General features: G+C 69.3%; 21 protein-coding genes. 9 read left to right on the plus strand and 12 right to left on the minus strand.

Annotation, left to right across the window (positions count from 1 at the left end):
* Positions 1 to 2 precede the first annotated feature (2 nt).
* Complete coding sequence (gene thrC / locus ABZ863_RS28760; RefSeq protein WP_358541895.1) at positions 3 to 1,265, plus strand: threonine synthase; 1,263 nt, start codon at positions 3 to 5, stop codon at positions 1,263 to 1,265.
* Here the strand turns inward: thrC and ABZ863_RS28765 are convergent.
* From ABZ863_RS28765 to nadD, 7 genes are all read right to left on the minus strand, one after another.
* Positions 1,259 to 3,712 (minus strand): ComEC/Rec2 family competence protein, encoded by a 2,454-nt coding sequence (locus ABZ863_RS28765; protein ID WP_358541897.1) that lies wholly within the window; start codon positions 3,710 to 3,712, stop codon positions 1,259 to 1,261. The two genes, thrC and ABZ863_RS28765, sit on opposite strands and share 7 nt — an antisense overlap.
* Positions 3,709 to 4,563, minus strand: a complete 855-nt coding sequence (locus tag ABZ863_RS28770) for a ComEA family DNA-binding protein (protein ID WP_358541899.1) — start codon at positions 4,561 to 4,563, stop codon at positions 3,709 to 3,711. The genes ABZ863_RS28765 and ABZ863_RS28770 overlap by 4 nt, the downstream gene beginning before the upstream one ends.
* Positions 4,564 to 4,717: 154 nt before the next feature.
* A complete protein-coding gene (locus ABZ863_RS28775) occupies positions 4,718 to 5,563 on the minus strand; it encodes a DegV family protein (RefSeq protein ID WP_358541902.1) in 846 nt (281 codons plus the stop codon).
* Positions 5,564 to 5,573: 10 nt separating this feature from the next.
* On the minus strand, positions 5,574 to 6,332 hold the full coding sequence (gene octT, locus ABZ863_RS28780) for a diglucosylglycerate octanoyltransferase (protein WP_358541904.1): 759 nt from the start codon (positions 6,330 to 6,332) through the stop codon (positions 5,574 to 5,576).
* A 3-nt stretch (positions 6,333 to 6,335) separates the two neighbouring features.
* On the minus strand, positions 6,336 to 6,947 hold the full coding sequence (locus ABZ863_RS28785; RefSeq protein WP_358541907.1) for a histidine phosphatase family protein: 612 nt from the start codon (positions 6,945 to 6,947) through the stop codon (positions 6,336 to 6,338).
* The gene (gene rsfS, locus ABZ863_RS28790; RefSeq protein WP_358541910.1) at positions 6,944 to 7,354 is read right to left on the minus strand and encodes a ribosome silencing factor; all 411 of its coding nucleotides are present in this window, start codon (positions 7,352 to 7,354) and stop codon (positions 6,944 to 6,946) included. The genes ABZ863_RS28785 and rsfS overlap by 4 nt, the downstream gene beginning before the upstream one ends.
* A 149-nt stretch (positions 7,355 to 7,503) precedes the next feature.
* Positions 7,504 to 8,100, minus strand: a complete 597-nt coding sequence (nadD, locus tag ABZ863_RS28795; RefSeq protein WP_358541913.1) for a nicotinate-nucleotide adenylyltransferase — start codon at positions 8,098 to 8,100, stop codon at positions 7,504 to 7,506.
* Between the two features lie 172 nt (positions 8,101 to 8,272).
* Here nadD and ABZ863_RS28800 point away from each other — a divergent pair, with 172 nt between their 5' ends.
* The 6 genes from ABZ863_RS28800 (at position 8,273) to ABZ863_RS28825 (ending at position 15,703) form a co-directional block, all read left to right on the plus strand.
* Positions 8,273 to 10,378: a RecQ family ATP-dependent DNA helicase gene (locus tag ABZ863_RS28800; RefSeq protein ID WP_358541916.1), complete on the plus strand. Its 2,106-nt coding sequence runs from the start codon at positions 8,273 to 8,275 to the stop codon at positions 10,376 to 10,378.
* Between the two features lie 107 nt (positions 10,379 to 10,485).
* On the plus strand, positions 10,486 to 11,766 hold the full coding sequence (locus tag ABZ863_RS28805; RefSeq protein WP_358541918.1) for an MFS transporter: 1,281 nt from the start codon (positions 10,486 to 10,488) through the stop codon (positions 11,764 to 11,766).
* Between the two features lie 520 nt (positions 11,767 to 12,286).
* On the plus strand, positions 12,287 to 12,643 hold the full coding sequence (locus ABZ863_RS28810) for a sensor histidine kinase (protein ID WP_358541921.1): 357 nt from the start codon (positions 12,287 to 12,289) through the stop codon (positions 12,641 to 12,643).
* Positions 12,644 to 12,723: 80 nt separating this feature from the next.
* Positions 12,724 to 13,362: a hypothetical protein gene (locus tag ABZ863_RS28815; RefSeq protein ID WP_358541924.1), complete on the plus strand. Its 639-nt coding sequence runs from the start codon at positions 12,724 to 12,726 to the stop codon at positions 13,360 to 13,362.
* Positions 13,363 to 13,459: 97 nt separating this feature from the next.
* Entirely contained in the window at positions 13,460 to 15,361 is a 1,902-nt protein-coding gene (locus ABZ863_RS28820; protein ID WP_358541926.1) for a TIR domain-containing protein, read from the plus strand.
* A gap of 12 nt (positions 15,362 to 15,373) precedes the next feature.
* The gene (locus ABZ863_RS28825) at positions 15,374 to 15,703 is read left to right on the plus strand and encodes a hypothetical protein (protein ID WP_358541929.1); all 330 of its coding nucleotides are present in this window, start codon (positions 15,374 to 15,376) and stop codon (positions 15,701 to 15,703) included.
* A 44-nt stretch (positions 15,704 to 15,747) separates the two neighbouring features.
* Here the strand turns inward: ABZ863_RS28825 and ABZ863_RS28830 are convergent, their stop codons facing one another.
* Both ABZ863_RS28830 and ABZ863_RS28835 read right to left on the minus strand, forming a co-directional pair.
* Positions 15,748 to 16,545, minus strand: a complete 798-nt coding sequence (locus tag ABZ863_RS28830; RefSeq protein ID WP_358541932.1) for an alpha/beta hydrolase — start codon at positions 16,543 to 16,545, stop codon at positions 15,748 to 15,750.
* A 49-nt stretch (positions 16,546 to 16,594) separates the two neighbouring features.
* A complete protein-coding gene (locus ABZ863_RS28835; protein WP_358541935.1) occupies positions 16,595 to 17,695 on the minus strand; it encodes a zinc-binding dehydrogenase in 1,101 nt (366 codons plus the stop codon).
* 127 nt (positions 17,696 to 17,822) lie between these two features.
* Between ABZ863_RS28835 and ABZ863_RS28840 the strand changes: the two genes are divergently transcribed.
* Both ABZ863_RS28840 and ABZ863_RS28845 read left to right on the plus strand, forming a co-directional pair.
* Complete coding sequence (locus ABZ863_RS28840) at positions 17,823 to 18,197, plus strand: DUF488 family protein (RefSeq protein ID WP_358541938.1); 375 nt, start codon at positions 17,823 to 17,825, stop codon at positions 18,195 to 18,197.
* A 10-nt stretch (positions 18,198 to 18,207) separates the two neighbouring features.
* Positions 18,208 to 19,263, plus strand: coding sequence for a tellurite resistance/C4-dicarboxylate transporter family protein (locus tag ABZ863_RS28845; protein ID WP_358541941.1), 1,056 nt, complete (start codon positions 18,208 to 18,210; stop codon positions 19,261 to 19,263).
* Here the strand turns inward: ABZ863_RS28845 and ABZ863_RS28850 are convergent.
* The 3 genes from ABZ863_RS28850 to ABZ863_RS28860 form a co-directional block, all read right to left on the minus strand.
* A complete protein-coding gene (locus ABZ863_RS28850) occupies positions 19,260 to 19,748 on the minus strand; it encodes a carbonic anhydrase (protein ID WP_358541944.1) in 489 nt (162 codons plus the stop codon). The two genes, ABZ863_RS28845 and ABZ863_RS28850, sit on opposite strands and share 4 nt — an antisense overlap.
* 93 nt (positions 19,749 to 19,841) lie before the next feature.
* Positions 19,842 to 20,786: an NrfD/PsrC family molybdoenzyme membrane anchor subunit gene (gene nrfD / locus ABZ863_RS28855; protein WP_358541946.1), complete on the minus strand. Its 945-nt coding sequence runs from the start codon at positions 20,784 to 20,786 to the stop codon at positions 19,842 to 19,844.
* A gap of 2 nt (positions 20,787 to 20,788) precedes the next feature.
* The gene (locus ABZ863_RS28860; protein ID WP_358541948.1) at positions 20,789 to 21,664 is read right to left on the minus strand and encodes a 4Fe-4S dicluster domain-containing protein; all 876 of its coding nucleotides are present in this window, start codon (positions 21,662 to 21,664) and stop codon (positions 20,789 to 20,791) included.
* Position 21,665 lies beyond the last annotated feature (1 nt).

Here is a 21,665-nt window from a genome sequence, read left to right on the forward strand (position 1 = left end):
CGATGACTGCAGCCGTTCAAACGACCACCAAGCGCACCTTTGACCTCGGTCCTGCCGTGGAGCTGGTCTCGAAGGAAGAGGGTCACCGGCAGCCGCTTGCCCCCGAGTTCGTGTCCGCGGAGGATTTCTCGCCGCTCGAGGTGGCCTACGACTTCGGCCGTGTGCGCCGGGAGGACATCGAGGCTGGTCCGCGCAACATCTGGCGTTACAAGAAGCTCCTCCCGGTGCCGTCCAACGTGGAGGAGATCCCCAACACCGAGCCCGGTTGTACCAGGCTGGTGCGCGCCGACCGGCTGGCGAAGGCTCTGGGGGTCAAGCGAATCTGGGTCAAGGACGACACCGGCAACCCCACTCACTCGTTCAAGGACCGCGTGGTCGCTGTCGCGCTCGCCGCGGCCCGTGAGTTCGGTTTCGACACGCTGGCCTGCCCGTCAACGGGCAACCTGGCCAACGCCGTCGCCGCGGCGGCCGCCCGCGCCGGCTGGCAGTCGGTCGTGCTGATCCCCGCCACACTCGAGCGCGCCAAGATCCTCACGACCGCCGTGTACGACGGCGCGCTGATCGCCGTCGACGGCAACTACGACGACGTCAACCGGCTCGCGACCCAGCTGGCAGCCGAGCACGAGACCTGGGCGTTCGTCAACGTCAACGTGCGCCCCTACTACGCCGAGGGCTCCAAGACCCTGGCCTTCGAGGTCGCCGAGCAGCTCGGTTGGCGGCTGCCGGAGCAGATCGTCGTTCCCATCGCGTCCGGGGCTCAGCTGACGAAGGTCGACAAGGGCTTCCGCGAGTTCGGCGAGCTCGGCCTGGTGGACCAGACGCCGTACAAGGTGTTCGGGGCGCAGGCGACCGGTTGTTCGCCGGTGTCCGCCGCCTTCCGCGCAGGGCTGGACGTGGTCCAGCCGGTGAAGCCGAACACGATCGCCCGTTCCCTCGCCATCGGCAACCCTGCCGACGGCCCCTACGTCCTCGACATCGTGAACCGCACCGGCGGCGCCATCGAGGATGTCAGCGACGAGGAGGTCGTCGAGGGCATCCGCCTGCTGGCCCGTACCGAGGGCATCTTCACCGAAACGGCCGGCGGCGTCACCGTGGCGACCACGAAGAAGCTGATCGAGGCCGGCAAGCTCGACCCGGACGCCGAGACCGTGCTGCTGATCACCGGCGACGGGCTGAAGACCCTGGACGCGGTCGAGGACCGGATCGGGCCGAAGGCGACCGTGCCGGCGTCGGTCGACGCGGTGCACGAGGTACTCGGCTACTGACGCCTCCTTCCTGGCGAGCGTGCGGTCGGCACCGGCCGGCCGCACGCCCGCCTCGACGATCCACGCCGCACTACGGCAGGGCCGCCTTCGACGGTCACTACTGCCGTATCGCCCCCGGTGTCGGTACGGGCCACGAGTGCACCACCGCCGGTCAGCAACCGCAACGTCGTACCGTTCGGGTGGCCGTAGGCGTTGTCGGCCCCCACGCTGACCAGTGCGACTCGCGGCGCCACCGCACTCAGGAACTGGGGTAGGACGAGCCGGCTCCCGTGGTGCGGCACCTTGAGGATCTCGGCACGCAGGTCGGCGCCCGCGTTGAGCAGGTCACCCTGCGCGGCGAGTTCGATGTCGCCGGTCAGCAACACACGCCCCGCAGGCGTGCTCGCCCGGAGAACCAGCGAGGTGTTGTTGATCCCGGTGCCGTCCTCGTCGTCGCCGCGGCCCGCCTCGACATAGTGCGGGCCGATGACCTCCAGTCGCAGTTCTGGCCAGCCGAGCCTGTCGCCGGTGCGCAACTCCAGCAGTGGGACCCCGCGAGCCGACGTCTCCGCCGCGACCTGGCGCCACGCCCAGGCCGGTGAGCGGCCCGCGCCCAGCGCGACCGCGCCGACGGCGCGGCCGTCGAGTACGGCACTCAACCCGCCGACATGGTCGGCATGGAGATGGCTCAGCACTACCAGCGGCACCCGGTCGACGTCCAGCTGGTCGAGGCACTTGTCGAGCCGTCCAGGCTCGGGCCCCGCGTCGACGACGATGGCACGACCCGGCTCCCCTGTCGCCAGAACCAGCCCGTCGCCCTGCCCCACATCGCAGGCGACCACCGCCCAGCCGGGTGGCGGCCATCCGGGAGCGACGACCTGAACGGGCACGAGCACAACGAGCAGCGCGGCCAGTGCGAGCGCGAGCGCGATCCGGGCGGGACGGTGCCGCAGGGCCAGCACCAGCAGGACGACGATCCCCGCTGCGATCAGCCCGCCCCACCAGCCCGAGGGCCAGGCCAGGACGGCGCCGGGCACCCCGGCCGCTTCCCTGCCGACGAGGACCAGCCAGCTGACGCCGGGCCCCGCGATCTGCACGAGCAGTTCGGCGCCTGCGGGCCACGGTATCGCGAGCGCGGCCGCGAGCGCGCCGATCACTGTCACGGGCGCGACGACCGGGGCGGCCAGCAGGTTCGCCAGTGCGGACACCAGGCTCACCTCACCGGCCATCCCAGCGATGATCGGCGCCGTGACGAGGAAGGCCGCAACTGGCACGGCCAGTGCTTCGGCGAGCCCGGCGGGCATGCGCCGACGGCCCAGGGCGTCGGCCCACCGTGGCGCGAGCAGCACCAGCCCCGCCGTGGCGACGACCGACAGTGCGAAACCCATGCTGGTGGCCATGGCGGGGTCGAACAGCACCAGCAGGCAGACGGCGGCCGCCAGCGCCGGTACAGCCGAACCGCGGCGACCAAGTACGAGGGCCAGCAAGCCCACCGCTCCCATCACTGCGGCCCGCAGCACGCTCGGCTCGTATCCGACCACAACGACGAAGCCGATCAACACAACGCCTGCGACTATCGCCGAAACGCGGGGCCCCAGCCGCAACGCCCGCGCCAGCAACAGAACAGCACCGCAGATGATCGCGACGTTAGCGCCCGAGACAGCGGTAAGGTGTGACATTCCCGAGTCCAGGAACTCCTGCTCGACTCTCGGCGGCAGCGCACTGGTGTCTCCGACGACCAGTCCGGGAAGTAGCCCAGCCGGCTCAGGCGACAGCACCGAGCACACTGACCGCATCGCCGACCGGATCGACTCGGCATGCCGCTGCCACCACGGCGCGACGGTGACGTCACGCGGAGGACCACGCACGTAGATGACGGCAACCGTCAGCTCGCCCGGCCGTGGTGGAGCGAGCGACCCGGCGGCGGTGACCTGTTGCCCTGGCAGCAGCCGTGACCATCCGTCGAACGGAGCGATGAGCAGCGCGCGTCCAGCCGAGCGCACCTCGCGCTCCCCCGCCAGCGCACCCACGATGGTGACCGGAACCAGGACCAGCCGCGTTCCGCCCGGCTGGGCCGCGTACCCCGCCGAACGCAAGGGCCTCGGACGTTCCGCGACCGCGGCGCGAACGACGGCATCCGCGCCCTCCTCAGCGACCACGCGGAGCGGGTCCCGCTCCGCATCCGCGAGGCGTGCCGTCAGTGGCCCCACAGCCAGGATCCCGCACACGAGGAGCGCGCCGGCAGCGGGCAGCCGCCGGGCCGCAGCACGCCGCGCACGGGCGGCGAGTGTGTGCCAGGCCATCGCTATCGCCAGCAGCACACCGACTGTGCCGCAGGCGGCCGCTGCCCACGATCCCCACAACAGGCCGAGCAGCCCGGAGGCCCAAACGGTGATCGCCGCCGGCACCAGGCGCAGGTCGTGCTGGTGTCCCACCAGGGTGCGGCCACCCGGCAGCATGGTCGTCATCCGACGGTCACCTGCTCGCGAATTCGTTCGAACCGCTTCTCCCCGATCCCCTCGACCTCGCGGAGTTGCTCGACCGCGGTGAATCTGCCGTGCTCCGCGCGCCATTCGAGGATGCGCTGCACCGTGACCTCACCAACACCGGGCAGGCTGTCCAGTTGCTCCTCGTCGGCGGCGTTCAGGTCCACTTTGGTCTCGCCGGCGCCCGTCCCCGGAGGGACACCCACGTCGGCCGCCGCCCCACCACCGGCGGCCTGCATGGCCGGCGGCACCGGCACTCCCACGTACAACTGCTCCCCATCGACGAGCCGGCGAGCAAGGTTCACCGTGATCAGGTCGGCGTCGGAGTGGGCGCCGCCGGCCATTTCGATCGCGTCCGCAACACGAGCTCCTGCGGGCACCGTGATCAAGCCGGGTTTCGCGACCTTGCCCACCACGCTGACGACCAGTGGCTCAGCCTTAGCAGCCTTGGCAGAGCTGGCGGCGACAGGGCGTGCGGCGGAAGTGACCGGCGATGCGTGAGCGACCGGCAGCGGCGGCGGGCGTTCCGGGTCGGGGCGCCCGCCAACCAGCAATGCGGCGATGGCGGCGATGGCGGCGGTACCCAGGAACGCGGACACGATGATCCAGCGGCGGCGCTGAGGTGCCGCCGCTGCGAGCCCTGGCGGCACCCACCGCTCCACGAGCCGTCCGACCCTGCCGGGAGGCGGGGCCGCGGTGGATGTCGGCTCCTGGCACGGGTCACCGGTGACCTGCGCGGCCAGCTGGTCCAGCCGCACCCGCGCCGTTCTGCCGTCGGTCTCGGACGTCTGTGGTTCCGCGTCATGGGAACCACGCTGCATCTGATCGAACACACATTCGACGCTAGGGCGGACTCGTCGTGGGTGGCAGCCGGAATCGGCCGGCCTGTGGATTGACCGGGTGATGTGGACAACTACGCCGATGACACGGCGGGACAGGGGTTTCCGTCGGGGTCGTCCGGTAGGGTCGCTGGTTCGCCCACAGGGCTCAGCACAGCCGCCGCACGACAACACCGACTACTCCGGGGCCGGTGTGCGCACCGATCACCGCACCCAGCTCGGACACCACACAGCCTTTCGATCGCGGCAACCGCTCATCGAGATGGTTCGCCAGTTCCGCCGCGCGCTCCGGCGATGCCAGATGGTGCACGGCGAGCTCGACTTCCCCATCACCGGCCGCTTCCACGGCGAGGTCGGCCAGCCGCGCCATTGCCCGCTGAAACGTGCGCACCTTTTCCAGCGGCTTGATCTCGCCACTGTCCATGTGCAGCACAGGTTTCACGGCGAGGGCGGTCCCCAGCAGCGCGGCGGTGTGCCCGATGCGCCCGCCACGACGCAGGTATTCCAGTGTCTCAACGACAAAGAACGTCGCGGAGCGTTCGGCAGCGGAGACCGCGGCGGCCTCGACCTCCCGTCCACTCGCACCCGCCGCTGCGGCGTCGGCGGCATGCAGGGCGGCGAAGCCGAGCCCCATCGCGATGGTCCGGGAGTCGACGACCCGCACCCGGTCTGGACCGACCTCCTGCGCGGCGAGTACCGCCGATTCCCAGGTACCGGACAGACGTTTCGACAGGTGAACCGACACCACGGCGTCCGCACCATCGTCCAATGCGTCCCGGAAGGCGGCCACGAACGCCGACGGCGTAGGCCGTGAGGTGGTCACGATCCGGCGCTGCCCCAGCGCCTCGGCGAGCGCGGCGGGCCCGACGTCGATGCCGTCGAGCGCGGCGGCACCGTCGATGAGCACATGGAGCGGGACCACCCTGATCCCGTGTCTGTCGGCGAAACCCTCCGGCAGGTGAGCTGTGGAGTCCGTGACAACGGCGACCGGCACGAACGCCAGCCTACGTTCCCGAGCCGCCGGAAGCGGGGCTCGGCGCGCCCGCAGGCGACAGGAGAGGTGCCGCGAGGGCTGCCATCGCCGTACCCACCGCCTCGTGCCCCGCCCAGCCCCAGTGCATCCCGTCCGGATTGCCGTGCCCGCCGAGCACGTGCTGCCCGACGACGGCGGGCAGGTCCAGCAGCGGCACCCCGACCCGGCCTGCCCAGCCGGCGATGGCGGCAGCCGCCGCGGCGCGCGCGGTGTGCACGTAGCCGTAGGAGGCCGCCCGGTGCACGGATGGCAGCCAACCGATGATGGGCAGTTCGGGCCGCAGCACCCGCAGCGCGGTGACAGCGGTGTCCAGGTAGCGCACCGTCAGCCGAGCTGGGAGCACGGCGGGCCGCCCGCGCAACGCCACCGCGAGCCTCGGTTGCGCAGCCAGGTAAGTCTTGCGGACGACGCGGCGCAACCCGTCGGGCCGCACGTAACGCAGCCCGGTCCGCAGGTAGGTCGGCAACGGCGAGGGCAGTGTGTCCATGCTGCCGACTGCGAGCACGACGACGTCCGCGCGGTGCAGATCTGTCCACACCCTCGGGTCGCCGATGAGTGACCACCACACGTCCCGCGCGGTCCAGCCGAACCCGGCGACGAGATCAGCGCTGCCGCCGAGTTCCCGTGCGGCCACATTGAGCCACAGTCGCGGTTCGTCGGCGGGATGACCGCCGTCGGGACCGTGAAAACTGAGCGAGTCGCCGAACACCAGCAGCCGTGGCGAGGCCATGCGCTATCCGGTCATCCCCGTGTTGTAGGCGTGCAGGCGCCACGTCTCATCGCGCAGGCGCAACTTGACCCAGTGGCAGTTCGAGATGCCACCGAGGGAGGGCCACAGCCCGATCGGCAACCCGAGCAGGTGCGCGGTGAGCGCGACGATCAGACCGCCGTGGGCGGCGAACAGCACGGTGTCGTAATGGTCATCGTCATCCAACAGATCCGTGACGACCTCGGCGGCCCGCTGTGCCACGTCGGTGCGTGACTCACCACCGGGCGGCGCCCAGGTGGCGTCCATCGCCCACCGGTCCCGCTCCCCCGGCGACTTCGCGTCGACCTCGGCTCCGGTGAGCCCTTGCCACACACCGAGATGTGTTTCGCGAAGCCGCTTGTCAATGCGCAGCGGCACACCGATGGCGTCGGTGAGCACGGTCGCCGTGTCGGTCGCACGGCGCAGGTCCGACGCGATGACGAGGTCGGGCTCGAAACGCGCCAGCGCGGGGGCTGCGAAGCGCGCCTGGTTCCAACCGACCTCGGTCAGCGCGGAGTCGAGATGGCCTTGCATCCGCCCGGCGGCGTTGAAGTCCGTCTCCCCGTGCCGCCACAGCACGAGCCGCCGCAGGCTCACAGGTTGTCCGGTCCGTCAGCATCGGCCCGTGCTGGAGCACTCTCGACGTCGAGTCCCTCGACCTCGATGCGCGGGCAGTCCTTCCACAACCGCTCCAGCCCGTAGAACGACCGTTCCTCGTCATGCTGTACATGGACGACGACATCGACATAGTCGAGCAGCACCCAGCGCCCTTCGCGGGCGCCTTCCCTGCGCACCGGCTTGTGGCCGGCCAGCCGCAGCTTCTCCTCGACGTTGTCGACGATGGCGCCGACCTGACGCTCATTGGGCGCCGATGCGATCACGAACGCATCGGTGATCACGAGTCGTTCTGAGACGTCGAGCACGACCACGTCGGTCGCCTTCTTGTCCGCCGCCGCGTGCGCGGCCGCGGTCGCGAGGTCTCGTGCTTCGGCCGTCGCTGTCACGGTGCTCCTTCGGAAATCGAACCTGCGTCCGGAGAAGCCTACCCGGCGAGGCCGACAAGCTGGTCAGCTCGTCGGGTTGTTCCGGGTTCGTAGGCGAATGAGAGCGGCTGCGCCGTGCGCGGAGATTGGTGCCGCTCAACCGAAGTAGGTCAGCGGGCATCATCCCGGTACAGCCGCCGTTTGTCGATGTACCTGACAACGCCGTCCGGCATGAGGTACCACACGGGTTCGCCTGCGCGCACGCGCTCGCGGCAACCGGTGGACGAGATCGCCATCGCCGTCACCTCGACAAGGCTGACCTTGCCTTTCGGCAGATGGTGGTCGTCGAGGTCGTAGCCGGGCCGCGTGACACCGATGAAGTGCGCGTACTTGAACAGCTCCTCCGCGTCACGCCAGGTGAGGATCTGTTCGAGCGCGTCCGCGCCGGTGATGAAGAACAGCTCGTCGTCCGGGTACTCGGCATGGAGATCACGCAGCGTGTCGATCGTGTAGGTCTGGCCGCCCCTGTCGATGTCCACCCGGCTCACGAAGAACACCGGGTTCGAGGCCGTCGCGATGACGGTCATGAGGTAGCGGTCCTCGGCCTTGGAGACGATGCGATCGGCCTTCTGCCAGGGCTGTCCGGTGGGCACGAAGATCACCTCGTCGAGCCCGAACCGGGCCTGGACCTCGCTGGCAGCGACGAGATGACCGTGATGCACGGGATCGAAGGTGCCTCCCATGACCCCTATGCGGCGTGGCGACATGAATGCCAACCCTATACGCCCAGGTGAGACAGGCTGCGGGGTCGGTTCTCCCTGCCACCACCCCGCCGAAATGTGAACTAGCTCACAAATCAGGGCGTTTTGTGTAGCGACGGTTCCGTTCGCGAAGCCCAGAAGCAGACATCGTCAGCGGCATCCGGTAGAGCTGGGTGGCGTGGACATCGACATCCTTCGCCAGCGAGCCGAGACCCTGCTGCGCTCACTTGCCGGCACCGCCGCACGTCTGCGCGACGACCAGTGGACGGCCATCGAAGCGCTCGTCGCGCAGCGGCGGCGTGCACTGGTGGTGCAGCGGACGGGCTGGGGCAAGTCGGCCGTGTACTTCCTGGCGACCGCACTCCTGCGCGAGCGCGGAGCCGGGCCGACAGTCATCATCTCGCCGTTGCTGGCCCTCATGCGCAACCAGATCGCCGCCGCGGCACGTGCGGGAATCCATGCGGCGACCATGAACTCCGCCAACCAGCAGGAGTGGGCCGAGGTCCAGACCAAGATCTCGACCGGTGAGGTCGACGTGCTACTCGTGAGCCCTGAACGGCTCAACAATCCGGATTTCCGGGACACGGTGCTGCCCAAACTCGCCGCGTCGGCGGGCCTGCTGGTGGTCGACGAAGCACACTGCATTTCCGATTGGGGTCACGACTTCCGCCCCGACTATCGCCGCCTGCGCACGCTGCTCGGCGAACTTCCGGACGGCGTGCCCGTACTCGCCACCACCGCGACGGCCAATGACAGGGTCGTCACCGATGTCGCCGAACAGCTCGGCATCGGTAACCGGTCGGACACACTCGTGCTGCGTGGTCCGCTGGACCGCGAGAGTCTCCACCTCGCCGTGGCACGGCTGCCGACCGAGACCGCGCGGCTGGCCTGGCTCGCGGAGCGGCTCGGCGAGCTCCCGGGGTCGGGCATCATCTACACCCTCACCGTCGCCGCAGCTCACGATGTCGCCGCCCTGCTGACGGAACGCGGGTATCCGGTCGCCGCCTACACCGGCAAGACGGACCCCGCGGACCGGCAGGCCGCCGAGGACGATCTGCTCGCCAACCGAGTCAAGGCACTGGTCGCGACCTCCGCACTCGGCATGGGCTTCGACAAGCCGGATCTGGGTTTCGTGGTGCACCTCGGAGCGCCGTCCTCGCCCATCGCCTACTACCAGCAGGTGGGCCGCGCAGGGCGTGGTGTGCAACGCGCCGAGGTCATCTTGTTACCCGGCCCCGAGGACGTGGAGATCTGGAACTACTTCGGCTCATTGGCCTTTCCCGATGAACATCGCGTCACCCAGGTGCTGAACGCGCTCGCCGGTGCCGACCGTCCACTGTCGACAGCCGCGATCGAGCCCATGGTGGAACTGTCGCGATCCAGGCTGGAGATGGTGCTCAAGGTGCTCGACGTCGACGGCGCCGTGCGGCGGGTACGAGGCGGCTGGGAGTCGACGGGCCGGAACTGGCACTACGACGAGCAACGGTACGTGCGCGTGCGCGAGTCCCGCGAAGCCGAACAGCAAGCCATGCTCGGCTACCTGCAGACCACGGGTTGCCGGATGGAGTACCTGCGCAGGCAGCTGGACGACCCCCACGCCGCGCCGTGCGGGCGCTGCGACAACTGCACGGGACGGCACTGGCCCGCCGAGGTGTCCGCCGGTGTGGCCGCGGCGACGAGCCAGCAGCTGAGTAAACCGGGCGTGGAGGTCGCGCCGCGCCGGCAATGGCCCACCGGAATGGCCACTTTGGACGTCCCGGTGTCCGGGCGGATTGGCAAGGAGGAGCAGGCCGAGCCGGGCCGGGTCGTCGGCAGGCTCACCGACGTCGGGTGGGGTGGCAGGCTGCGGGAGCTCGTCGGTGCCCATGCCGGTGACGGTCCGGTGCCCGACGCGGTGTTCCAGGCGTGTGTATCGGTCCTCGCCGGGTGGGACTGGCGAGCGCGACCGGCAGGCGTAGCGGCCATTGGCTCGCTCACCCGGCCGCAGCTGACTTCTGACCTTGTGCACCGTCTTGCCGAGATCGGCAAGCTGCCTTTCCTCGGCACCATCGATGTGCTGGGGCCGCCACCGCGCCGGGCCAACAGTGCGCAACGGCTCGCCGACCTGTGGGGCAGGCTCCAGGTGCCCGCCGCGCTGGGCTCCGCGGTCGCGCAGGCACAGGGCCCAGTGCTGCTCGTCGACGACCTGGTGGACACGGGCTGGACCATGACGGTCGCGGCACGCCTGCTACGCCAGGCAGGTGCGCCTGCGGTGCTGCCCTTCGCACTGGCCACAACGGCATAGGGGCCTTGCGATGACCGCACCCAGCCAGACCATCCTCATGGACCTTCCACGTCAACCGGACCTGTGGCACAGTGCCACATCAGACTACGGTGACGTGGAGGGTCGACATGGACAAGTCGAACGTGAACGCGCCGGTCCAGCACCGGCTTCCGGTGCGCAAACTCTTCGCCGCCAGCGTTGGCAACGCCTTGGAATGGTTCGACTGGACCATTTACGCGACCTTCAGCATCTACTTCGCCAGTGCTTTCTTCCCCGGCGAGCTCGCGCAGATCAACACCTTCGCCACCTATGCGCTGGCCTTCTTCTTCCGGCCGCTCGGTGGCATGCTGATCGGCCGTTTCGCCGACGTCCGCGGCCGGAAGCCCGCGATGATCTTCACAATTGTACTGATGGCGGGCGGATCCATCGTGATCGGGATCTTGCCCACGTTCGAACAGGTGGGCTGGTTCGCGCCGCTCATGCTGCTATTCGCCAGGGTCGCCCAAGGCCTTTCGCTCGGAGGCGAGGTCTCGAATGCCTCGGCCTATCTCGGAGAGATCGCGCCGCCGCGACGACGGGGGCGGTTCTCCTCGTTCTTCTATATCTCGACGGGCAGTGCCGTGCTGCTCGCCTCCTTGCTCGGTTTTGTGCTGGCCCGGACGATGGACGAGGCCCAACTCGAGTCCTGGGGCTGGCGAATTCCGTTCCTGCTGGGCGGCGTCCTCGGCATCATCGGGCTGTGGCTGCGTTCCAGCCTCGAGGAGACCGAACACTTCAAGGACAACAAGGGAGCCGCGCGGCGCGTCCACCGCCCGCTGTTGACGACGCTGCGAGCGCACCCCAAAGCGGTCGGGCAACTTGTCGGCTTCACGATGCTGTCGACGTTGTGCTACTACACCTTCTTCAGCGCACTGACGCCGTTCGCGGTGAACACACGTGGAGCTGACGATGTCGACGTGTTCCTCGCCCTGTCGATCGCCACCGCGTTGTTCGTCGCACTGCAGTACCCGATGGGCGTGCTGTCGGACCGGTTCGGACGCAAACCGCAGTTGCTGGTGTGGTCGGCGGCGACTGCGATCCTGATCGTCCCGCTCTCGACGCTGGTCCGGCCAGGGCTGGGCGGCCTCCTCGTGGTCTTCTGCGTGGGTCTCGGCCTGTACACGGCGATGACGTCGATCGCGCCGGCGATCATGAGCGAGTTGTTCCCGACAGCGTTGCGCGGACTCGGAATCGGCGCCTGGTACAACCTGACTGTCGCGGTGTTCGGTGGCACCGCACCACTGGTGATCACGGCGCTGTCCGACGCCGGGGCATCCACGTTGTTCTTCTGGTACGTCGCAGCGGGCGCGGCAGTCGCGTTCCTCGTGATCCTGCGGCTGCCCGAGACCAGCCACAGCGAACTGCGCTAGTTCTCCCCGCTCGAACGGTTCGTGAACGAACTCAAACGCAAGGACCTGCGCGCAAAGATGCGCCACGATTTGTGATTCAGAACTGTAAAAGGGCATGCTTGGGCCCAGCGTTTGAATCAACGCTGGACCCAGGGGAAGTAGGTCTGGTCAGATCACCAGCGACGACGGTTCCTTCCGTAGCCCCTCTTCCTGCCACGTCGAGTCGGCCTGCGCGGCCGCCGGCGGAATGGGTATGACATTTTTCTCGCCTCCTTCCTTCTACCATTTCAGATTTCGTTCGTACCGCCGACGTTACGCGCGGCGAGGCGCACGGAACTGTGTGGACACTGTGCATATTCTGTGTGTTGACTGGGTTCGCAGAATAATTCTAATCTGGCGTGTCCGAAAAGGACGCATCCCGGCCAGGTGCCGTCCGCCATGGTGGCACCCGACGTCGGCGGCAGCTCGAGCTGCGCGGCGCGCACCACATACCGCCACTTTCGGCTTCCAGAGTCGGGTCGATGCGATAGGTGCCGACCTGGTGTTCAAAACAGCACTGCTGACGACGCTCACCGATCGGGCCAGACGCTGGCCTGCCATCCCGACGCCGAGGCGAGCCAATGGCGCGGCGACTGTCGTCGTCACCAACACGGGCACGGTCATTCCGCCGTATGACATCCCCGGAATCGTCGAGCCCTTTCGCCGACTGGGTGCGGACCGGCTCGCGCCCCCGCCCGGCGCGGGACTGGGGCTGCCCATCGTGCGCGCCGTGGCCCGCGCGCATGGAGGTGAGGTCGAGGCGCGGCCACGGGACGTTGGCGGCCTCACCGTGACGGTCACCCTGCCAGGCGTCCACGTCCTGAGTGGCGATGAGGTGGCAGCCGATAACGGAAAGTAATATCAGACGGTCCGGACAGAGGGGGCGCCGTGGGAAAGTCGCAAACCAGTACGGGTTGGTGGGTGCGCAACCGCTTACCCGTGCTCTTGGTAGCCGTCATCGTGGGCATGGGCGTCGGCGCGCTGGCCTACTACGCGTTGCGACTGAGCGGTGTGGCCCTGTATGTGCTGACCGGTGGTGTCACCGCTGCCATCGGGGCCGTCATCTGGGCGTGGCTGACCAAGTCGACCGCCGTCTCCGAGGTGGAGGTGACGGTCCCGCAGTTCAGCAAGGTGAAGTTCGCCGTCACCAAGGACCACAAGATCATGGCTCGGCGCATTGTCGTGCAGATGGCGACCCGGGTCGCCGTCCAGCCGCTGGAGGACAACTCCGGTCGAGTCGACGAGGCCATCGCGTCGCTGCACTCACTGTTCCTGTTCGTCCGGGAACTGCTGGACGAGGACGCCACGACACGTCCGACGCCGGGACGGCCAAAGGTCGACGTGCTGGCGATGAACATGCTGACCCGCCACCTGCGTCCGTTCCTGAGCAACTGGCATCGCCGGTACTCTGACTGGCATGCCGCGAATCCGGACAGGCCGGAGTCGGAGTGGTCCGAGGATCAGAAGTTCCGCAGCGAGCTGCGCCAGCTCCAGGCCCAACTACGACCGCAGGCGGTAGCGTTCGCCAAGATGGCGGAATACGACGGCTATCTGGACGTGATTGGGCTTTCCGAGTGACCGCCGTGGAAAACACATACCCCCCCCCCGTTGTTTTTGACGCGCTGACCCGGCCAGCCCCGTGGTGGTCGGCCGCCATGACGCCAAGGCCACGCACATGAGCGGCGTGCCGCACGCGAACGACGGCTCTGTGCCGTGGGATGTGTTCGTGAGCCACAGCCACGCCGACGAGGCACGTGCTGCCGCCATCGCGTCCGCACTCACCGAGGCGGGGATGCGGGTCTTCCGGGCCATCGGGGCACTCGACCCGTTCACGTCCATCTCCGACTCGGTGTTGCGCGCACTGCGAAACAGCCGCGTGTTGCTGGCCTGCTACTCCGCCGGCTACCCCACCCGGTCGGCCTGCCAGTACGAGTTCGCCACCGCATACCTCACTGGCCAGGCCGAGGGAGATCCGCTGCGGCGTGTCCTCGCGGTCAACCTCGAACGCACCGTGGACCACATCGAACCTCGGCACCTGCGCGATGTCCTGCTCCCGCCGATCCAGTCCATACCTGGCTCGCTCGCCGACGTGGTGAAGGCGGTGGCCGGCAGGGTCGCGGCCATTCCCGGTGTCATGGGTGAGGTTCGCGAGCGCCCGCCACAGTGGGTCACCGGCACGGCCGTGCACCCACCCAACGAGTTCGTCGGGCGCTGGCGCGAGCTGTGGTGGCTGCACTCGGCGCTGCACCCACACGTCGGTCCGCTCACCAGCCAGCCCACCGCACCGGTCGTCGTCGTACACGGCCCCATCGGCATCGGCAAGACCGCACTCGCCGCGCAGTACGTCAGGCGCTTCGGCGCGGCCTTTCCCGGTGGCATCGTCTGGCGGTCGGCACACCAACCCGCACCCGCGTCGCCTGGCGCACAGCGTGAGTGCCTCTGGGTTCTCGACGACGCCGACGGCGACCCCGAGCAGGTAGCGGATCACCTGCCGTCCGATCCCGGCACGCCCTGCCTCGTGCTGACGCGCGATCCACGACTGGCCAGGCTCGGCAACGCCCTCGCCCTCGACGACCTCGACGGACACGAGTCGGCCCAGCTGTTCACCGCACATGGACTCACCGCCGATTCCGTCGCGCTGCGGCGCATCACGGACGCCACGGCGGGCAGCCCCGAGCTGCGTAGCCGGGTCGCCGAGCTCGCGGCAACCAGCGGTATCGACGTCGCACTCACGACATTGCACCGGCCGGTCTCGCCTTTACTGGCGCCGCTGGCGGAGCGGCTCGCCCGGGCCATGCACGCCGTCGGGGACACCGGCTGGGACCTGCTCCGTGTTCTGGCCGCGGCCGCGCCCACGGCGGTCTCGATCCTCCACATCGCCGACATCCTCGGCTCGCTGCACGGCACCGACCGGCTGCGCGAGTTCGCCCCGGTCCAGCACACGGTGACCGAGCTGCTCGCCCACGGGGTGGTGCCTGCCCGGCCCGATGCCGTCGAGCTGAAGCTCGCTGCCAGTGTCGTCCTCGCACTCCGTCAGCTCGATGCCGACCCGTATCGCGCCGATGCCGTCAGAGCACGCACGATCCAGACGCTCATCCAGCCGCGTACCACTGGACCATCGGTACCGGCACGGCGCGCGGGGTCGTCGTGGAACGACGAACAGGCGCGAGCAGCGCACCAGATCAGGTCCGAGCTGATTCACCGGGTCACCGGCAACCCGCTCGCCGACGGCGAAGGCTCCCTGCGCGACGCCCTCAGCTCCTTGCACGAGCTGCTGAAAACGGCGAGAAGCGTCTACGGCAACCTCCCGCCCGGCAGCCTGCACAAGGCACCCTCCGGTGCTGATCTGTCCACACTCGTCAACCACCTGATCAACGACGTACTGCGCAGCAGGCTCACCCATTGGCACGTCGAACTCGCCGCACACGAGGACGTTCGCCCCGACGGCGTCAGCCGAATCGAGCACGAACGCCGGTGGCCCCACAACCGGAAACTCCGGGAGGAGCTGCTTCTCATCCACCGGGAGGCGCTGGACATCGCCGACCAGCTCGCCCTGATCGCAGACGAAACGGGCTGAGTATCTGCCCGCTTGGGCAGGATCTTTGTGCGGCACTATCCCACCGGACGGGGCAACTCGCGCACCCAAGGGGGACTCGCCAACGCGAGCGGCAACTCGCGTACCAGAGCGGGCAACTCGCGTACCAGAGCGGGCAACTCGCGTGCCCCGGCCGGGGACTCGCGCGCCCCGGCGGGCAACTCGCGCGCCCAGGCGGGGAACTCGCGTGCCCAGGCGGGGAACTCGCGTGCCAAAGCGGGGAACTCGCGCGCCCGAGCGGGGGACTCGCGTGCTCCGGCCGGTGCCGAGCAACCGGGTGACCTCGACGTCGACCAGCGGGCGCCGCTGCTCGATCGGCGTTGATCGCGGCCCGACGTGCCGCACGGGCACGACATTTCAGCCGTTCGTCAGCCCGCGGCGAGGACGTGGTGGACGAGCACCGGTGCAAGATCGGCCGGGGACACGCCGTGCCATTCGCCGGGGAGCGTGCGGTGGGTGGCGTTGGGCAGGGCGGCGGCGAGCTCACGGCCCCACGTGCTGAGCCGCTCGTCGGTGGCGGCACTGTTGACGACGAGGGCAGGCGTGGTGACCGTTCGCGCGATCCGGTCGGTCATCGTGGCCGTGATCTGCGGGTCGTAGGCAAGCGTGTGCGCCAGCGCCTGCAGCTGTTGCCACACCGGGCTGTCCGGGGTCCGCTCGATGAACTCGTCCGGCACGCCGATGCTGCGCAGGTAGTGCAGGTACGCATCGGCCCGGCGACCGGCTGTGACGAGCTCGGTCACCTCCGTCGCCAGCGCCGGAAGGCCCACGTCACCATGTAGCTCCACCGGCGGCTCGAGCAGGCTGATCGCCGGAATCGGCAGGCCGGCCGCCGCGGCGTGCACGGCGAGCACGGCACCGGAGGAGAAGCCGTGCAGCGCCGCCGAGCCACCGGCGACCTCGATCAGGGCCTGGAGATCGTCGACCTCGCGTTCCACCGCATAGGGCGGCGTGTCGGTGCTCTCACCGCGCCCGCGGCGGTCGTAGCAGTACACCGTCAGCTCGCCGGTGAGCTGCTCGGCAAGCGCCCGTTGCAAGCCGGTGCCACGGAAATGACCTGCCGCGTCGATGAGGATCACCGCCGGGCCCTCGCCCGCTCGCTCGTAGGCGATCGTCGTGCCGTCGGCCGACCGCACCGTGCCCGTGCTCGTTGTGTTCGCTGTCATGACGTACTAGACCGCTTCGAGCACGCGAAATCGTCGCTGCCGTCCTGTTTCAGCGACCGGGCACGATGAGCGCCTTGACCACGCGCTGCGCGGCCACGTCCTCCAGCGCGGTCTGTGCGTCGTGCAGCGAGTACTCCCCGCTGATCAGCGTCGTCCAGGGGAACTGCGTGCCGTAGCGCGTCAGGACCTGGATGGACCGGTACAGGTGGCCGACGTCGCTGCCCCAGCAGCCGCGGATGTCGAGGTGCTTCTGGTTGAGGTCCAGATGCGGGTTGAAGCGCGCGTCGCCGACGTTGGTGTACTGCCCGACCACGACATAGCGGCCGGCATCCCGGGTCAACCGCATGCCTTCGCGCACCGCGGCGGGGACACCGGTCGCCTCGATCGTGACATCGGCACCGCGCCCACCAGTGAGGTCGTGCACCGCCTGCCTGCGTTCGTCGGCGGTGGTCTCGGCGATGTCGATGACCACGTCGGCACCGAAGGCCGACGCCGCCGCGAGACGCGCGGAGGGACCGCCGATGACGATGACCTTGCCGGCGCCCCGCAGCTGCGCCAGCACCGTGGCGCACAGCCCGACCGGCCCGCTGCCCTGCACGACGACGGTGTCGCCGAACTGGATCTCGGCCAGCGTCGCGGCGTGGAGCGCCGTGGGCATACCGCAGCCGGTGGCGAGGAACGCACGCCAGTCGAGCCCCTCGGGCAGCGGGAGGAGGTGCACACCGGGACGAAGCTCGATGTACTCCGCCCACCCACCGAGCAACCCGTCCCGCGCGGAGAGCGTGACGCCGTACACGCGACGCTCGGGACACCGCGTGGTGGCCTGACCGACGGTGCAGAACCAGCACCTGCCACAGGTCCCGTAGACGTCGAGGAAGGTCACCACCTGCCCGGGCTCGACCGGCCGGCCCGACACGTCACGGGCGACGGCGCCGGGCCCCACCGCCGCGATTTCGCCGACGCTCACATGGCCCGGGATGATCGGGTACGGAACCCCCGCGAGCTGCCCCTGCCACAGGTGCGTGTCCGTGCCGCACACCTCGCTGCCGAGGGTCTTGAGCAGCACGGCGCCGGGTTCGAGCTCGGGCCGTGGGAACTCGCGAAGCTCGAGTGGCTGTCCTGGCCCGGCCATGACGACGGCGGAGATCACGCCTTGGTCCTCCTCGTGTTCGTGTCACCCGTGCTGTCTACTGTAGACGAACGCCGCCAGGGCAGCGGCGCGCTGTTTCACATGCGCGGCTTCGGGTTAACCGACCAACGGCGAGAGGAGGTACGCCATGGGCACGGACATCCACTACCGCAGGATCTACGACGACGCCTCGTCGTCGGACGGGACCCGGGTGCTGGTCGACCGGGTCTGGCCCCGCGGGCTCCGCAAAGAGGAGGCTCACCTCGACGAGTGGCTGCGCGACATCGCGCCCTCCACGGAACTGCGTCGGTGGTACGGGCACGATCCCGGCCGTTTCGCCGAGTTCCGCCGCCGCTACCTGGCCGAGCTGCGGGAGCCGGCATGGCGGCACGCCACACAGCACCTGCGCGAGCTGGCGAAGGGGCACCGGCTGACGCTGCTCACAGCGACGCGGGACGTCGAGCACAGCCAGGCAGCCGTACTCGCGCGGTGGCTCACGGAACGGGCCCGCGCGGCCACCTGACGTCACCAGCATGGCCGAGCGGGCGGCACAGGACCTGCCGCGCCGACCGGATTCCACGCGGTCCCGGTGGATGCTGGTCGTGCGCGACCTCAACCCCGGCGTGTTCGCCTTCGTCATGGCCGCAGGGATCGTGTCCACCGCGCTGAGTGACCAGCCTGTGCTGTCTGTTGCCCTCCTCGCGATCGGCGCGGCCGGCTACCTCGGACTGGTCGTCACCGCCGGCTGGCGCCTGCTGTGCTGGCGGCGCCGGGTGCTCGCTGACCTGACCGGCCCACGGGGGTTCGGCTTCCTGACCTTCGTCGCCGCCTCGAACGTGCTGGCCAGCCAGCTCGCGGCCGAGGGGCAGCGTGGGCCCGCCATCGTGCTACTGGCCGCCGGTGGCCTCGGCTGGCTGGTGCTGGGCTACGGGGTGCCGTTGGGGATGATCGTCGATGCGCGCCGCCAGCACTGGCCGGGCCAGATCAACGGCGGCTGGTTCAACTGGGTGGTCAGCACGCAGTCGGTCGCGGTCGCCGCCGCGGCACTCGCCCCGCTCTGCCCTGCCGGCACCGCGGTGCTCGTCTCGGTGTGCTGGGCGATCGGGCTCGTGCTGTACCTGCTGCTCGCCGCGCTTCTGCTGGCCCGCCTGCTGACGCGGCCGGTCACCCCCGCCGATTTCACTCCGCTCCACTGGGTGCTGATGGGCTCGGCGGCGATCACCGTACTGGCTGGTGCGCGACTGGTCGGCCTGCCGGACTCCACCCGGCTCCTGCCGCACGACGTCGTCACCGGCCTGTGCATGGTGCTGTGGTCGTTCGCGACGTGGCTGATCCCGTTGCTACTGGCGCTGGGTGTGTGGCGGCATGTGGTGCGCCGGGTGCCGCTGCGCTACGAGAGCGACCTGTGGAGCATGGTGTTCCCGCTCGGCATGTACGGCGTGGCCAGCGATCAGCTTGGCCGGGCCACCGCGGCACCGTGGCTCACCGCGATGGCACGAGGCGAGGCCTGGGTGGCCTTCGCGGTGTGGGTGGTCGTGTTCGCTGCCATGCTCATCTCGGTGCACGGCACCGAGCGTCGGCTTCGTTAGGTCACTTCGGCGAGTTTGCCGGTGGCGACATCGAGGACGAAACCGCGAACCGAGTCCGTATGCGGCACGAACGGGCTGCGCTTGATCCTGGCGATCGACTGGCGGACATCGTCGTCGACATCAGGGAAAGCCTCCGCTGCCCATGGCGGTTTGATACCCACATCGTCCTGAATGGACTTCTTGAACTCGTCGTCGGTGAAGGTGAGCATCCCACAGTCGGTGTGGTGAATCAGGATGATCTCCCTCGTACCGAGCAGCCGCTGGCTGATCGCCAGCGAGCGGATCTCGTCATCGGTGATCACCCCGCCCGCATTGCGGATGACGTGCGCGTCGCCTTCCCGCAACCCCAGTGCGCCGTAGACGTTGATCCGGGCATCCATACACGCGACGACGGCGACCTGCTTGGCAGGCGGCAACGGAAGCGGGCCGGCGAAGTCGGCCGCATAGTCGGCATTGTTGGCCAACAGCTCATCAGTGACAGACATTTCGTCAGTGCACCGCGGGTGCCCAGCGGCCGCAACGGGCGTCCGTCTCGTGGACCGGATTGCCGTTGACCAAGCCCTGGCGCATAATGCTGGCTACTGCTCGCCTGCCCTGGCTTGCAAACGCTGCCGTTGCGGCAGGATGGTGTACTTCGGATCGGCTGCCGATGCCTTGCCCGCGGCGAAAACACCCCATTTGGTCAGCGCCGACGAGGCGATGAGCGCGGCACCGGACAGTCCATTGAGGACGGGACTGAGCCTGCCGAGCGAAGCGCCGGCCAAACCCGCCAGCGACAGCACCTCACCGGCTCGCACCAGCAGCCCCGGCGTGCCCGAACGGTAGGGCTCGGCGACCATGCCGAGCCGCCGTTCCATGCGTGTGAACGCCACCAGCTCCAGCGCGGTGCCCAGCGCCGCCAGGTTCCTGGCGGGCCCGCTCTCGCCGGCAGGCGCGGCCAGCAGGCCGAGCCCTCCCGCGGCCGCGGCACCGGACCCGACGAAGACGTACGGCAGCTCACGGTAACCCTCGTGCCATGCGGGAACCGCGGTGTCACTGAGCAATGCGGCGGTGTACGACGCCACGGCGGGGCCCACCAGCGCGGCCCCCGCCGTGGCCGCAGCCCCTGCTTTCGGCAGCTTGCCGGTCACGGCGGACGCGGCCGCGGCTCCGGCCAGCGGTCCGTAGGCGCTCAGCAGCCACGAGCCGATGTTCATCGGCGAGCTGGGCTTGAACACGCGCAGCATGTTGAGAAACCGGGCAGGCCGCCCGAGATCGCGCACGAGTGCGCCGAGCGACAGGGTGACCGCGCCCAACGCGCCGGTCTTGGCAACGGTCGCCATGCGCTGCCTGCCGGTCAGCTGTGCCCCGGCGCCCAGCAGCGACGAGGCACCGGCAAGCCCGCCGAGGAAGAGGTAGCCGGGGATGTCCGGCGACCGCCACACCGGGGCGTTGAGCACCGGTCTGCCGTAGTAGGACGTGAACTCCGGCTCCGGCACCACCGGCTGTTCGCCACCTCTGCGGCGGCGCTTGATGTCCACCATGGTCAACGTCCTTTCAGCGCACCGAGGAACGCCGCCGCCGCACAGGCCGCCAACGCACCGGCGGCGGTCGCGACATGGCGCCACATCGCGGGCAGGTCCTTGGTCGTGACGACCGGGTCGGGCGGGAAACCGTAGACCTCCGGCTCGTCGAGCAGCAGGAAGAACGCCCCGTCCCCGCCGACGCCGTCGCCAGGGTCGGCGCCGTAGAGCCGGGCATCGGCGATGCCGGAGTCGTGGAGCTGCGTGACCCGGTGCTGTGCGCGCTCGCGCAGCTCGTCGAGCCGGCCGAACTGGATGGAATCCGTGGGGCAGGCCTTGGCACACGCCGGTTCCATGCCCTCACCAAGCCGGTCGTAGCACATGGTGCACTTCCACGCCCTGCCATCGTCCTTGCGCTGGTCGATGACGCCGTACGGGCAGGCCGGAATGCAGTACCCACAACCGTTGCAGATGTCCTCCTGGACGACGACCGTGCCGAACTCGGTGCGGAACAGCGCGCCGGTGGGGCACACGTCGAGGCAGGCCGCGTGCGTGCAGTGCTTGCACACGTCGGAGGCCATGAGCCAGCGGAAACCGTCGCCGTCCCCCGGTGTCGCCTGCTCGGCCATGGCGAGGACGTCGGCATCGTCGTGTACACCGATCGTCCTGCGCTGCTCGATGAACGCCACATGCCGCCAGGTGCTGGCGCCGAGACCGACGGTGTTGTCATAGGACATTCCGGTCAGCGCGAGCCCGTCCTCGGGGATGGCGTTCCATTCCTTGCACGCGACCTCGCAGGCCTTGCAGCCAATGCACACGGTCGTGTCGGTGAAGAACCCCATCCGCGGTGGATGGTCGGCGTAGCCGGTTTCGCCTGCCGGGTCGGTCACGATGCTCATC

Origin of the sequence: Saccharomonospora sp. NPDC046836, from assembly GCF_040645195.1 — a bacterium.
In the GTDB taxonomy this organism is placed as follows: domain Bacteria; phylum Actinomycetota; class Actinomycetes; order Mycobacteriales; family Pseudonocardiaceae; genus Prauserella_A.